The sequence below is a fragment of the Streptomyces sp. NBC_01244 genome, assembly GCF_035987325.1.
GTDB lineage: Bacteria > Actinomycetota > Actinomycetes > Streptomycetales > Streptomycetaceae > Streptomyces.
In genome coordinates, this window is record NZ_CP108488.1 from 9,363,253 (window position 1) to 9,377,518 (window position 14,266).

General features: G+C 70.1%; 12 protein-coding genes. 9 read left to right on the forward strand and 3 right to left on the reverse strand.

Translation table 11 applies throughout. The features are described 5' to 3' along the window. Positions 1-258: 258 nt before the first annotated feature. Positions 259-1,773 carry a hypothetical protein gene (locus tag OG247_RS41700; RefSeq protein WP_327257171.1) on the reverse strand — a complete coding sequence of 505 codons (1,515 nt, stop codon included), beginning with the start codon at positions 1,771-1,773 and terminating at the stop codon, positions 259-261. 549 nt (positions 1,774-2,322) lie between these two features. Between OG247_RS41700 and OG247_RS41705 the strand changes: the two genes are divergently transcribed. From OG247_RS41705 to fxsT, 5 genes are all read left to right on the forward strand, one after another. Next, positions 2,323-2,997: a response regulator transcription factor gene (locus tag OG247_RS41705; RefSeq protein WP_327257172.1), complete on the forward strand. Its 675-nt coding sequence runs from the start codon at positions 2,323-2,325 to the stop codon at positions 2,995-2,997. Beyond that, complete coding sequence (locus OG247_RS41710; protein WP_327257173.1) at positions 2,994-4,208, forward strand: sensor histidine kinase; 1,215 nt, start codon at positions 2,994-2,996, stop codon at positions 4,206-4,208. The genes OG247_RS41705 and OG247_RS41710 overlap by 4 nt, the downstream gene beginning before the upstream one ends. Before the next feature lie 17 nt (positions 4,209-4,225). After that, positions 4,226-4,507, forward strand: coding sequence for a hypothetical protein (locus tag OG247_RS41715; protein WP_327257174.1), 282 nt, complete (start codon positions 4,226-4,228; stop codon positions 4,505-4,507). A 385-nt stretch (positions 4,508-4,892) separates the two neighbouring features. Next, positions 4,893-5,372: a hypothetical protein gene (locus OG247_RS41720; RefSeq protein ID WP_327257175.1), complete on the forward strand. Its 480-nt coding sequence runs from the start codon at positions 4,893-4,895 to the stop codon at positions 5,370-5,372. 239 nt (positions 5,373-5,611) lie between these two features. Continuing rightward, positions 5,612-8,746, forward strand: a complete 3,135-nt coding sequence (gene fxsT / locus OG247_RS41725; protein WP_327257815.1) for an FxSxx-COOH system tetratricopeptide repeat protein — start codon at positions 5,612-5,614, stop codon at positions 8,744-8,746. A 161-nt stretch (positions 8,747-8,907) separates the two neighbouring features. Here fxsT and OG247_RS41730 read toward each other — a convergent pair whose 3' ends face one another. Next, on the reverse strand, positions 8,908-9,504 hold the full coding sequence (locus OG247_RS41730; protein ID WP_327257816.1) for a TetR/AcrR family transcriptional regulator: 597 nt from the start codon (positions 9,502-9,504) through the stop codon (positions 8,908-8,910). Between the two features lie 172 nt (positions 9,505-9,676). Between OG247_RS41730 and OG247_RS41735 the strand changes: the two genes are divergently transcribed. From OG247_RS41735 to OG247_RS41745, 3 genes are all read left to right on the forward strand, one after another. Beyond that, positions 9,677-10,636, forward strand: coding sequence for an alpha/beta hydrolase family protein (locus OG247_RS41735; protein WP_327257176.1), 960 nt, complete (start codon positions 9,677-9,679; stop codon positions 10,634-10,636). Between the two features lie 375 nt (positions 10,637-11,011). After that, the gene (locus OG247_RS41740; protein WP_327257177.1) at positions 11,012-11,188 is read left to right on the forward strand and encodes a hypothetical protein; all 177 of its coding nucleotides are present in this window, start codon (positions 11,012-11,014) and stop codon (positions 11,186-11,188) included. A 210-nt stretch (positions 11,189-11,398) separates the two neighbouring features. Further along, the gene (locus OG247_RS41745; RefSeq protein WP_327257178.1) at positions 11,399-11,716 is read left to right on the forward strand and encodes a hypothetical protein; all 318 of its coding nucleotides are present in this window, start codon (positions 11,399-11,401) and stop codon (positions 11,714-11,716) included. 261 nt (positions 11,717-11,977) lie between these two features. Here the strand turns inward: OG247_RS41745 and OG247_RS41750 are convergent, their stop codons facing one another. Beyond that, positions 11,978-13,117, reverse strand: a complete 1,140-nt coding sequence (locus OG247_RS41750; protein WP_327257179.1) for a PucR family transcriptional regulator — start codon at positions 13,115-13,117, stop codon at positions 11,978-11,980. 87 nt (positions 13,118-13,204) lie between these two features. Here OG247_RS41750 and OG247_RS41755 point away from each other — a divergent pair, with 87 nt between their 5' ends. Next, positions 13,205-14,260 carry a ferredoxin reductase gene (locus tag OG247_RS41755; protein ID WP_327257180.1) on the forward strand — a complete coding sequence of 352 codons (1,056 nt, stop codon included), beginning with the start codon at positions 13,205-13,207 and terminating at the stop codon, positions 14,258-14,260. Positions 14,261-14,266 lie beyond the last annotated feature (6 nt).

Below are 14,266 nucleotides of genomic sequence, written 5' to 3' on the forward strand. Positions count from 1 at the left end.
CAGGAGGCCGCGCGGTCCGGCTCGCGACGCACGCGTCTGCGGAGCGCACACAACCGGTTCCCGGCTGCCCCTCGGCAAGGGCGTTGTGATGGCTCGAGCCGCCCCTTCCCGTGCTCCTTCGGATGCCGTACCGGTCGCAGACCTGGGCGAGCACGGCGGAGGTGCATGGTGAGCCGCAGTCCGCGTGGAAGATCACTTTGGCGCCGTTGCCGCCGCGGGTTGCGGCCGTGGCGTGGAGCGCGTCGGTGACATGTGTGTCTATCGTCCGCGAGCGGCAGGTCCGGGCGGGGGCCCGGGAGTGGCGTCAGCGTGTCGGGGCAGCGTCTCCAAGACCTCTCGTACCCGAGGCTCATCGCGGTAGGGAGCGAAGAGCCGACGGAAATCCTCGGCAAGGGCCACCGGCAGACGGCCGGCCAGGGCTGTGGCCCGGCGCGTGCTCTCGACGGCGCCGTCGAGCTCTCCGGCCGCCAACTGAGCATCCGCGACGTAGCGCAGGACACCCGGTGCGAAGGGCGACGGGGCATCCTCGTACGGGCCGCCGCCGGTGAGGTCGGCGAAGTCCGCCAGGGCGCGGCCGGCCTTGCCCTGCTCCAGCCAGGCGAGACCGGAGCACAGAGTGATCCGCATCGCGTCCAGATCGGGACGGAGCGGAGCCTCGTGGTCCGGTCCGCGCTCGAGGTCCGATACTGGTTCCTCTTCCATCGGTGCCGGGCCGTCCACGGCGTGCTCGGCGCGGCGCAGCGACCGGAATCCTGCCGGTGCGTCAGCGAGGCGCGTCCGGGCGAGCGCCTCCCAGCAGTCCAGGACGTGCACGGAAGCCGCGGCCGCGCGTGGCACCCGTCGCGCTGCGTCGATGCTCAGCAGCGCGTCGTGGGGATTGCCCAGCACGGCATGGATGCCGGAGAGGGTGGCCAGTCCCGCGACGACCTGTCGTCCCGACCCGGCGGCGGCGCCGCTGCGCACGGAGCTCAGGGCATAGCGCTCCGCCTCCGCCGTCTCCGACAGGCAGGTGCTGAGGCATGCGCACAGCCTCGCCGCGCGCGCCCCGAGGTAGAAAAGGCGGGCCGCCGTTGCCGGTCCGTAGGTACTGGTGGCCAGCAACTCGGTGATCAGCTGATGCTCCGCCCGCGCCGCGTACGTCAGGACCGGGGCGGTGACGGGGGAAGTGGCCTCTTGGACCTCCAGCGTCCGCAGCCGCCTCTCCGTCCAGGCGAGCGCCTGTTCCGGCAGGGGGGATCCGTCCTGTCCCGACAGTGCGGGGGGATGCTCCAGGACGTTCAGGGCGGACTGAAGCTGGCCGCGCAGAGCCGCCCCCGTGACCGCGAGGGTCTGCCTTCGCGCTCGGGACGGGTGCGCGAGCACCGCCGCCGTGTGGGCGGCACGCACGGCGGCCCCGGGACTCCAGCACCCTTCCAGCAGCGCCGCGTCGTCGGTGGCCAGGTGGAGCCAGTGCGGCCATCCCAGGCGTGTCATGTCGTGCTGGTCCACACCGTGGATGCTGGCCATGGCCAGCTGTGCGGTGGGCGAGGGGACAGCATGCCCGGACTCCCAGCGCGAGACCTTCTCCCGCCGGGCCAGGATCGGCCCGTACCCCAGGGAGGCGTGGGTATCGGCGACGACCCGGGCGTAGCCGCCGTGCGAGAGTCCCAGCGCTGCCCGCAGGCGCGCCAGGGGATGCTGCGGGGGGTCGGTCGGTGAGGTCACTGCACGCCCGTCCCGAAGGCTGTTGGACGCGGCCTTCGTCAGTTCGCTGCGGCATGCGTCATGCGTCACGGGGCCCAGTCACGCCCTGGGGCGCGTTTCGCGAGCACACGCAAATTGCCGCGCGGGTCTGCCAGTCAGCAGGGCCCTCTCCTCCAGCATGCACCCGTTGTGGTCCGGGGGCCCTCCGCGGGTGCGCGGCCCGGATCCTCTGTCTCGGGCCGACCCGGCAGTTCGTCGCAGACCTTGCCCCCCTCGCCGGTATCCGCGCTGTGCTCGGTGATCCCCGCGACGCGCTGCTGAGCGTAGACGCGTCGCGACGGGTGCCGCGCGCCTCAGCCGAATCCGGGCACGTCCTGGACTGCCCGGAACCGATGGAAGCAGAACTCGAGACGGGCCTGTGCGTGGACGATATCCCCAGGTCAGGGCGATGAACGGCAGCGGGCGTGCGTCTGCCCCACCACTGTCAAGCGGGCGAAGGCACACCTGGAGCACACGCCCCTTGAGCTCCGGACGCGATCGGCTGTTTCCTTGCAGGGCGGACGCACGGCACGGCACCGCGGCATTCCCCCACGACCCTCCATCCCGGCATCCGGGCACCTGGCAAAGAAGGCAGACACCGTGGCAGTACTGGCATGTCCGGCGTTGAGGGTGTTGATCGTCGACGACGAGGAACTGCTGCGCTTGGGGCTGTCACACATCCTCGACTCCGCTCCGGACCTCCGGGTCGTCGGCGCCTGCCACGGCCGCCAGGCGGTGGAGCGGGTCGGCGAACTGCGCCCCGACGTCGTGCTGCTCGATGTACGGATGCCCGACGTGGACGGACTGACCGTCCTGAGGGCTCTGCGCGCCCTGCCCGAACCGCCCGAAGTCGCCATGCTCACCACCTTCGACCTGAACGAGTACCTCTCTCAGGCGATGAGCGACGGAGCGGCCGGCTTTCTCCTCAAGGACACCGAGCCAAAGGCCCTGATCTCGGCGGTGCGAGCACTGGGCACCGGCAGCGGATGCCTGTCCGCGCCACTCGTACGGCGCTTGAGCCGCAGGCCCGACAACGCGGATACGACCGCGGCTCGTGCCCTGGCCGCGCTGTCGGATCGTGAGCGCGAGGTGCTGGCGCTGCTCCGGGAGGGCCTGTCCAACGCGGAGATCGCGCAGCGGCTCCACCTCGCCACCGGGACCGTGAAGGAATACGTCAGCTCCTTGCTCACCAAGCTGGGCGTCGAGAACCGGCTGCAGGCGGCCGTTCTGGCCACCCGGTCCCATCTCGCCACTGCGGACAGGCCAGGCGCGTGAGACACCAGATACCGGTGGGGGAGTGGCTGGACCACTGGATCCTGGCACCGTGCACGGCCAGGGCGCGCTGGAGCGGTGATCTGCTGCTCACCGCCGTCATCCTGGCGTACACCTGGCCGCGCCTGGCCGTGTGCGGCGGGCAGCCGCACACCTCGAGCCGTCACGGCTACCTCGCACTGCTGGTGCTCATCGCGTCCGTGTCAGCCGTGCGGATCCGCCACCGGCGACCGGCGGGCGCATTCCTCCTCACCCTCCCGGCCACCTGCAGCGGTCAGGCACTGGCCGCGAGCTGGATCGCTTTGTGCGCCTTGGCCCGCCAAGGTCCCCACCGGCAGGCCTGGGCGGCGGCCGCGGTGCTCACCCTGGCCAGCCTGACCCGCTGGCATTCGACCTGGGACAGCCTGCTGACGGCAGAGGAACCCTTGCGGCACGTGCTGGACGCCCTGCTCATCGGCGGGGCCCCGACGGCGATCGGTCTCCTGCACCGCACTCGCCGGAACCTCATCGACCAGGTCACCGAACTCGACACGCTGCACCGGCAGGAAAGACGGAGCCTCCAGGCCGACGCGGTCCACCGCGAACGCACCCGCATCAGCCGTGAGATGCACGACATCGTCTCGCACAAGGCCGGGCTGATCGCCGTCCAAGCCGGCGCCCTGGAAGTCACCACCTCAGACCCGGACGTTCGGACGGCGGCCCGTACGCTGCGCACCCTCGCCGTTTCCTGCCTGGAGGAACTCCGCTCGATCGTCCTTGTCCTGCGGGCCGGTGACCCGCACGCGCAGGCGCCGCTCGCACCCCAGCCCGGACTCGCGGACGTACCCCGCCTGGTCGCGGACAGCGGGGTCGTCGCCACCCTTCACATCGGCCGGAATGTCGCCGCCATGCCGGACGCGGTGCAGTGCGCCCTGTACCGCTCGGTCCAGGAAGCCCTCACCAATGCCCGTAAACACGCACCGGGGGCCGCTGCGGCCGTACGGATCGACGTCGCTGCGTCCGGCCTGATCCTGACCGTCAAGAACCACCGCCCACCGGACTCCCGCGATGTCCCGCTGCCTGGCGCCGGCTACGGACTGATTGGGCTGCGCGAACGAGCCGATCTCCTCGGCGGGCACCTCACCGCGGAGCCGACGCCCGACGGCGGATTCCACGTGACCCTCACCCTTCCCCGGCACCTCCTGCCCCCTGAAGCGCCGGGGGGCCGGGACTAGACCGGCCCCTCGATCCGTTGCTCACCCAGCTCTTCGACCCCGCAGCCCCCGGGGGCCGGCTGCTGCTTGCGAGCAGGCGCGGCTTCCTGGCCCAGGACCGGTTCCCCGATCTGGTTGCGGCCGCCGCCCAGCTGCCCGACACCCGCGACGGCGAGGTCGTCGTCTGGGATACCGAGGCCAGCCACCTGTCCTTCGGAGCTCTCCAGCGCCGGGCAGCCGCCCGAGGGCGCGCCACGACCGCGCTCGCCGTGAAGACCGTTCCCCCAGGGTGCGGTGGCGACACGTCGTGCATGGACTGAGGCGATCCCCTGTCGGCAGATCCTGGGTCCTCCGCGCGATGGCGGCTCCCTCATGGGCGATCTGCCGGACGGTTGGTTCGCGGCCCAGGGTGGCGGCGCGCTGGTAGTACTCGTAGAGCCCGTCGAAGACGGGGTTGGCGAGGGCCATGGTGTGGGTGTCGTCGCCGGTCGTGGACAGGCCCTCAGGACGACGTCGAGGCCGGGGGCTTCGGGGACGTGGAAGCGTTCGTCGTTGAAGTTGATGCCCTGCTGGTGCCGGGGCGGGCGTGGAGGCCTTTCGCCCACCCCGAGCTGGCGGGCCCAATTCCGGGGAAAGTACGGCTTGGTGGCGACTATCGCGCTACGTTCTCCGTACTGGTCCGCGCAGTTATGGATGGGTATGGGGATGCTGACAGAAGCACTTGTGGCGATAGCCGCAGCGAGCGGTTCGGCTGTGGTCCAGGCGGCGAGCACGGATGCGTGGACGTCGTTCCGGCAGAGGATCGCCCGAATCCTCGGCCGCGGTGATACCCAGCGGGAACGCGCTGAACTGGAGCGTCTGGACCGCACCGCAGCGGCGCTTGGTGAGGCGCCGGAGGGGGAAGCGGCACGTATCCGGGACCGGCAGGAAGGAACCTGGCAGGCTCGCTTCGAGACGTTGCTGGAGGGCCTGGACGAGCCTGAGCAGCAGGAAGCCGTGGACCAACTGCAGGCCCTGCTCGCCGAGTACTCCACGCCGGCGAGTTCCGCGTCGGCCGCGACCGGTGGCTTGGCCGCAGGCAGGGACGTGCGGATCAGCGGAGGCCAAGGCGGTATCGCTGCGGGAATCATCAACGGTGGTGCGCATATAGGCACCCCTCACAAGCCGGATTCGTCCCAGGGCTGACCGGACCGGCTGATACGAGCCCACGCTCACAGTTCCCCGAGGGCAGGCCCAGGGACACAGGGGCGCGCGACATCATCATCGAAGCGGGCGACTACGGAATCGCCGCAGGCTGGATCAACAGCGTCAACTATCACGCGCCGCCCAGGAGACCTGTGTCCTGGCCGCACCAGGTTGGGGTCCTGCCCCGGCAGGCCGACTGCTTCCAGCGCCGGAGCTCCGCCGAGGTGCTGTTTGGTCCTGTGGCGGGGTCCGAGCCCGGAACCTCGTGTCAAGTCCTGTCCGGCATGGGGGGCGTGGGCAAGACACAGCTCGCGGCCCATCACGCCCGCCGCGCCTGGGACAGTGGGGAACTCGACCTCCTCGTCTGGATCACTGCCGACAGTCCTGCGGCGGTGGCCTCCAGCTATGCGCAAGCGGGGACGGAGATCCTCGGAGCCGACCCGGGCGAGCCGGGGCAGGCTGCTGCGGTCTTCCAGAACTGGCTCAGCGCGGATCACGGCAAACGATGGCTCATTGTCCTGGACGATGTGCCCCGGCCCTCGGACGTGGCCGGACTCTGGCCCCCGGCCCATCCTCTCGGGCGAACACTGGTCACCACGCGGAACCGTGACGCCGCCTTCATCGACAGTGGCCGAAGCCGCGTCGACATCGGTCTCTTTACCCCCGAGGAATCCCTCTCGTACCTCACCGCCCGCTTGGCCACGTACGGAAGGGACGAGAGCGTCGGTCAACTCGTCGGCCTCGCGACCGACTTCGGAAACCTTCCCCTTGCACTGGCTCAGGCCGTCCCCTACATGATCAACCGGAATCTGGACTGTGCCGCCTACCGGCGCCGGGTAGCCGACCACCGGCGGACCCTGACCACGCTCCTGCCTGACATCAGCGGCCTTCCCGACAACCAGCGGATGACGGTCGCCGCCGCGTGGTCCCTGTCCATCGCTCTCGCCGACGAACTCGAACCCGCAGGTCTTGCCCGTCCCATGCTGGAACTTGCCGCCATGCTGGACCCGAACGGCATCCCGCGTACGGTCTTGACCAGCCCGCCCGTGGTGACGAACGCCCATGGCTCCAGCCTCCACGGCGACAGCAAGGTGTCCGCGGCCGATCAGGACGTGAACCGGCTCGGCACTCAGATTGACGACGTCATCGACGCGCTGTGGAACCTGCACCAACTCAACCTTCTGGACCACACCCCTGACACGCCTCACCAGGCCGTCCGCATTCATCAGCTCGTGCAGCGAGCCGTCCGTGATCCGCTGGACGCCTCCATGAAGGGCAGGCTCGCCGGCATAGCTGCCGACGGGCTGATGTCCGCCTGGCCCGACGTGGAACGCGACACCGTGTTGGCACGCGCGTTGCAGACGAATACGGAGGCGCTGAGACGCCACAGTGAAGCGTCCCTCTACGCCCCTGATGTGCACTCGGTCCTGTTTCGTGCCGGGCAGAGCCTGGGAGAATCGGCTCGCTTCGACGCGGCTCGCGATCATTTCGGGCTCCTTGCCGACCGGGCGGCGACCGTGCTCGGCGCCGACCATCTGGACACGCTGTCCGCCCGAGACCGAGTGGCCCACTGGCAGGGAAGGGCGCGGGACGAGGCTGGGGCCGCCCACGCGTACGCGGACCTCCTCGCGGACCATCTGCGTATCGAAATCCTCGGCCCCGACCACCCCCAGACCTTGAAGACCCGTGCCAGCCTGGCCCACTGGCAGGGGATGACGGGGAACGTGGCAGGAGCCGCGGACGCGTACGCCGAGGTCCTCGCCGACCGGTCGCGGGTGCTCGGTCCCGATCATGCCGACACGTTGTCCGCCCGGGCGCGGCTCGCCCACTGGCGAGGTACGGCCGGTGACGAGGCCGGGGCTGTGGCGGCCTTCGGTGAACTGCTCGCCGACCAGCTCCGTGTGCACGGCCCCGATCACCCCGAGGCATTGTCCGCCCGAAACGCCCTCGCTCAGTGGAGGGGCAAGGCGGGAGACGCCGCCGGAGCCGCGGAAGCGTACTCGCAACTCCACAGCGATCAGTTGCGTTTGCTGGACCCCGATCACCCCCATGTCCTGTCGACGCGCGCAAGGCTGGCGGACTGGCTGGGAAAGGCGGGGGGCGAGGCCGAGGCCGTAGAGGGCTTCAGCACGCTCCTCGCCGACCGGTCGCGGGTGCTCGGTCTCGATCATGCTGACACCTTGTCCACCCGGGCACGGCTCGCCCACTGGCGAGGTACGGCCGGTGACGAGGCCGGGGCTGTGGCGGCCTTCGGCGCACTGCTCGCCGACCAGCTCCGCGTGCACGGCCCCGATCACCCAGACACCCTCTCGGCCCGGGTCGGTCTGGCTCAGTGGAGGGGCAAGGCGGGGGACGCCGCCGGAGCGATGGAAGCGTACGCTCAGCTCCTGACCGACCAGCTCCGCGTCCTCGGCTCCGACCATCCGCACACCCTGTGGACCCGGGTCGCCCTCGCTCAGTGGAGGGGGAAGGCGGGAGACGCCGCCGGAGCCGCAGAAGCGTACTCCCAGCTCGTCACGGATCAGCTGCGCGTCCTCGGCCCCGACCATCTGCACACCCTCGCCACTCGCAGCAATCAGGCGTACTGGCTGGGCAAGATGGGCAACACCGCGGGAGCCGCCGAGGCGTACTCCCAGCTCTTGGTCGACCGTCTCCGCGTACTCGGCGCAGAGCATCCACAGATCCCGAGCACACGCAAGAGCCTCGCCTACTGGCTGGGCAAAGCGGGAGACGCGCTCGGCGCCGCAAAGGTGTACGCGGAACTCCTTGCCGACAGGTCGCGCTCGCTGGGTCCTGACCATCCGGACACCCTGAGGGCAAGGGAGGATCTCGCGCAGTGGTCGGGCAAGTCAGGGAACGCTGGTGGTGCGGCCGAAGCGTTCGCCTCGCTTCTGACCGACCGTCTCCGCGTGCTCGGCGCAGAGCATCCGCAGATCCAGAGCACACGCAAGAGCCTCGCCTACTGGCTGGGCAAGGCCAGGAACGCGGCCGGGGCCGCGGAGGTGTACGCGGATCTTCTCGCCGACCAATTGCGAACTCTCGGCCCCGACCACGCCGGCACCCTCTCGGCCCGGGGCGACCTCGCCCAGTGGCGAGGACAGGCGGGTGACGCGGCTGGAGCCGCGGAGGCGTACGAGGTTCTTCTCGCTGACCAGATGCGACTCCTCGGCGCCAACCACTTACAAACCATCGGCACCCGGAACAATCTTGCTCACTGGCTGGGCAAGGCGGGCGAGGCCGTCAGGGCCGCCGAGGCCTACGCCGAGCTGCTCGCTGCCCGGCTGCGTGTGCTGGGCCCCGACCATCCACAGGTCATCAGCACACGCAAGAGCCTCGCCTACTGGAGACACAGGGCAAGGACACCAGGTCGCTGACGGTTCTCGTGCCGGTGCCTGATGAGGTGGCGCCATCCCAACTCACTCGGCCGGGTGGCCGGATTCACCGGAGACACCTCACGAAGTCAGGCGTCAAGTTGACCAGGCCGTTTCGTTCAGATCGCGTGGCAGTGTCCGGGACGCGATGTTGCTCGTCGACATCATGACGCCTGCGGTCGCTGGAGTCCCTGGAGGAGGAGGGCGATCAGCCGTCGGGGGTCGTAGCGGGGGTCGTTGTCGCGCCCGATGCAGAGGTTGCCGATGCCGCGCATCAGCTCGTAGGGCTGTGTGCCGGGCCTGATGTCGCCGGCCTCGACCGCGGCGTCGAGCAGTTGGGCGCAGACGGGCAGCAGGCGGTCGAGGAAGTAGGCGTGCAGCGCGGCGAAGCGGTCGCTGTCGGACTGCAGGGCGTCGGCGAGGCCGTGCTTGGTGACGAGGAAGTCGACGAAGAGGTCGATCCATTGGCGCAGTGCGTCGAGCGGGGAGTCGGCGCTGGCCAGCAGGTTCGGGCCGGCTTCGGCGCATGCCTCGATCTGGTGCTGGTACACGGCGGTGACGAGGTCCGCCCGGGTCGGGAAGTGGCGGTAGATCGTGGCCATCCCGACGCCCGCCTGGGCCGCGATTCGGCGGATCGGCGCGTCGACGCCGGAGGTGACGAACACCTCGGCTGCGGCAGTGAGCACCGTCTCCCGGTTGCGCTGAGCGTCGGCGCGCTTGCTTCGGGACGGCGCATCTCCTGCAGGACCCTCGGCGGCCATCACGTTCTCCTCCTTCGATACTGATTGACAAAACGGAGCGGCGCTCCGAATACTAAATGGAGCAGCGTTCCGTTTCAGCTTAGCCGAAACGGGAACCCCCTGACCGCCTTGTCCGCCCGCTGGCTGCAGGAGACCGGCGGGCGGCAGGCGCCACCGAAAGGGAACCCACACCGTGAGCACATCCAGCACCGCCGACGCCTTGGGCGCGCCCGCCCCGGTCCTGTCCTTCAGCCCCGTAGTCCTGTCCGTGGCCGGACGTCCCGTGGATCTCCAGGTGCGCGTGTCCGCACCCGCGACCGGAACCAGCCTCCCCGTCATCCTCCTCTCCCACGGCCACGGCCCCTCGAACAACCTCTCCTCACTCAACGGCTACGCGCCGCTCGCCAACTTCTGGGCGGCACACGGATTCGTCGTCGTCCAGCCCACCCACCTCACCTCCAGCACACTGACCCACCTGGTCGCCGATGCCCCCGGAGCACCCGACTTCTGGCGCTCCCGCGCCGAGGACATGACCCACATCCTCGACCGGCTCGACGTGATCGAGAACGCCGTGCCGCACCTCGCCGGACGGATCGACCACACCAAGGTCGCCCTCGCCGGACACTCGCTCGGAGGTTTCACCGCCGCCCTCCTGCTGGGCGCGGGACTCACCGACCCCGACACCGGGAACGTGGTGCACCTCGCCGAGCCCCGGATCAAGGCGGGCGTACTGCTTGCCGCGCCCGGCAGGGGCGGCGACGTCCTCAATGGACCCATGGCCAAGCTGTGGCCGATCATCGGGGCTGTCGACTTCTCCACCATGACCGCACCCGCCCTGGTCGTGGCCGGCGACAAGGACGACTCCCGGCACTTCACCGACATGGGGCCAAACTGGCACGCCGACCCCTACACCCTCGCCCCCGGCCCCAAAATCCTGCTCACCCTGTTCGACGCAGAACACGGACTCGGCGGGATCGCCGGATACGACGCCGCCGAGACAACCGACGAAAACCCCGAGCGAGTCGCCGCCCTCGCCCGGCTCACCGCGGCCTACCTCCACACCCAGCTCCACCCCGGCGCACCCACGTGGCAGACCGCCTCCGAGGCACTGACGACCGGACGCGACCCGGCAGGACGAGTCGAATCCAAGTAAGCCCCCCGCCGCGCCAGCCTGAGGGGGCGATGGGGTCACTCAGCGGGCTGGTACTCGACGACGGTGTCAGGGCAGTCGGCTGCCACAGCGTGAAGTCCCTCGGCACCCAGGGTCATCGGCCGCAATCGTCCAGCAGGGCGGCGGGATCTGCCGGACCTGCGCGGGGAACGACCCGAAGGCAGCCGAGGCCGCGTTTCGCGCCCGCTCTGAGCCGATGAAGAGCAAGGGGTCAGCGGCGGGGCGGGGGCCATCCCCCTGAAGTGGTGAACAAATTTCGGCGCATACCCGCCAGTAAGCGGGCGGACCGCTTGCGGGTTTGATAGTTCTGGCCTGAGCTGGCGGACCGGTTGTGCCGTCGGGATAGGGGTGAGGGCCGTGCACGAGGCTGCCCGTCCGCGGGTTGTTGTCTGCCCGTACTGCAAGGCCACGGACCGGGACGGCGAGGCGAGGACGCTGTTCGCTGCCGGTGGTGTGCTGTCGGTGACCTGGCACGTCCGCGGATGTCCGCACTTGGCTGCCGACCGGATCCTCGCCTCGGCGTCCGGCCGGTGACCGGCGTGACGAAGCGGCTGCGCCTTCGGCCGGATCACGCCGCCGGCTCCCAGCCGTACCCGCGGGCCCGGCGCATCAGCCGCTTGGCCGCGGGCTGGGCCGACTTGGGTAACGCGCCCAAGGCCGATCCGGCTGCGTTTCCGCATGGATCTTCTTCCGGTGAGCAGAAGCGGTGGAACGACCCACGTACCCCCTTGGAGGGCAAAGACGATGGCCGACGACACGCAGACGGGGAATGTCTCCTCGGACGGCATTTCCGCGGGTGAGCAGATCATCGCCGCGCTGGACAGGCTTCCCGCACCCATGGTGGTGGCCCTGAAGCAGTTGATGCTCTCGTTCGGTTTCCCGGCGTCGGGCACCGTCAACGAGATGCCGCCCGGTGTCGCCCCCGCGCTGACCGCGGTCGCGGACGCGTTCTGCGGAAGCACCACGGGCGGGCAAGGGGCGGGCTCGCCCGGTGGGGGAACACCGGCCTTCCCGACTACGCCACCGCTTCCTCCGCCCCCGCCCGGTGTCATCACAGGCTAGAACCCCAACGGACCCGCTCACCCAATCCCCGGCGCGAGCGGCGCGCACCCGCCGCTGGTGACTCGGCCTGGCTGCCCGCCAGCCACCCAGCTGCAGCCCGCCGCGCGCCCGCGGGTCCGTTCGTGCCAGGACAGCGCCCTCCACGACGACATGAAAGCTGCCCCGGGCTGCATGAGCCAGCTGATGGCGAGAACGAGGCGCGAATCCTGGACCGCTCGTGGACGCGGTCGTGGACGCCGTCGTGGACGGTCGAAGTACGCGTCAGCTGACCCGAAGACCGACCGCCAGCGTCAGTTCAAGGACCCGGTGTGGCGATGCGAGATCCGGAAACAACTCCCGCAGCTGCGACATCCGGTACCGGACTGTCTGGGGATGGACGAACAACGCCGCCGCCACCTCGTCCCGCCTGCCCTGGTGCAGCAGCCACGCCCGCAACGTCTCCTCCAGCCGCCGTGCGGTCGCGACAGGCAAGGTCCGCAACGGTGCGAGGGCTCGGGCACGCAGGTCTGCGAACGCCTCCACGTCGGCGCTCAGCACCAGCTCGGGCAGGTGGTCCTCGGTGTCGCGAATATCAGAGGAGAGGGAGCGCGCGCGTACCGCTCGTGCGTACGAGGCGGACGCACGAGTCCATGGCCGGGCCGGGCCGACCACGGCGGTGCGGTCGGTCAGCTGCCGCAAGAGATGTGAGCGGTCGGCATCGGGGACGAGCAGCACACCGGTGGCATCCGGCAGATCGTCGAGGACGAGAGTGCTCGGGTCGAGCGCGCGGTAGGCAGGCCAGGCCTGGGCGGCGGGCAGCAGGATCGCGGTCAGCGAAACCGGCGGCTGCCACCCGGCCCGTTGAACAGAGGCCAGCAGCACGTCCGTGCTCGCGCCGGCGAGGAGGTCGCGGGCCAGGTGTTCCAGGTGGCGCTCGTGGGCCCTGCCCCGGGCGGCCAGTTCATCGGCGTGGCCCGCGGCGCTCGCGGCCGAGAGCTCGTCGATGTAGGCGAAGGTCAGCTCGGCGAACTTGGCGACCTCGGCGGCGGGCAGACCGGCGGGTACGGCACCCGCTGCCAGGCATCGCCAGGCCACACGGGCGCCGACGCGGTAGGCGCTGAGCAGGGCGTCCATCGAACGGCCGTCGCGCACTTCGCCGCGGCCCAGCTCGTAAGCCGCGTCGTCGCCGTCGCCGCCCGTGGCGTTTCCGCTCGCGAGGTCCAGGTAGTGCCCCAGAGCGGTGCGGACGGCTCGGCGGATGGTGCCGCCCATGCGGCCCGAAAGGGCGTTGGCGTAGGACGGGACCTCGTCGATGATCGCCTGGACGACCTCGTCGGCGGTGGTCTTCAGTGCGGCCCGAAGTGCTGTGACCGTCGTCTCATCCAGGGCCAGCTCGGTGGCCCTCCGGATTGCATGGCTCATATTTTTGTTCCTTGCGAACAATTCAGCCGACCAGATTTACGTCCTGCGGACAGGACTTTACGTCCTGAGGCGCATCAAGCTGGAGTCATGACGAGTGCAGCCCTCCGCAGTAGGGCGTGGAAACTGCTGGAGATGGTCACGACGCCGCTGCTGCCGTCGGACTACCTCGACCTGATCAGCCCGCTCCGTGCGGGCGCCGACCTGCGTGGACGCATCGAGGCCGTGCACCCCGAGACGGGTGACGCCGCGACCATCGTGATCAGGCCGGGACGGGGCTGGCGCGGCCACACGGCCGGTCAGTACGTGCGGATCGGGGTCGACGTCGACGGGGTGCGCCTGTGGCGTGCCTACTCGGTCACCTCGCCGACAAACCGCCAGGACGGCCGCGTCACGATCACCGTGAAGGCGATCCCGGACGGCAAGGTCAGCAACCACCTGGTCCGCAAGGCGAAACCGGGCACGCTGATCCAGCTCGACCAGCCGACCGGTGACTTCGTGCTGCCGCAGGCCAACCCCGCCAAAGTGCTCTACCTGACGGCGGGCAGCGGCATCACGCCTGTGATGGGCATGCTGCGCGACGTCGAGTTCGACGACGTCGTCATGGTCCACTCCGCGCCACAGCCGCAAGACGTGATCTTCCGCAACGAGCTGCACGACCTGGTCGCGGACAAGAAGCTGCGTCTCACCGAGCTGCACACCGACACAGACGGCATGCTCGACATCGCCCATCTCGCCGAACTCGTGCCCGACTGGGCCGAGCGCGAGACCTGGGCTTGCGGACCCGCGGGCCTGCTCGACGCCGCCGAAGAGCACTGGACCGAGCACGGCGTCCAAGAGCGCCTGCACACCGAACGCTTCCGACCCGGCATCGTCGTCACCGGCGACGGCGGCGAGGTCACGTTCAGCGCCACCGGCAAGACCGTCCACGCGGACGGCGCCACGCCGTTGCTGGACATCGGCGAAGAGGCCGGCGTGCTCATGCCCTCCGGGTGCCGCATGGGCATCTGCTTCGGCTGCGTCACACCGCTCAAGTCGGGTGCTGTCCGCGACCTGCGCACCGGCGAGATCACCGAGGCCGAGCCGGGCGTCCTCATCCAGACCTGCGTGTCCGCCGCGGCGGGCCCCTGCGACATCGAACGGTAGGAGCAC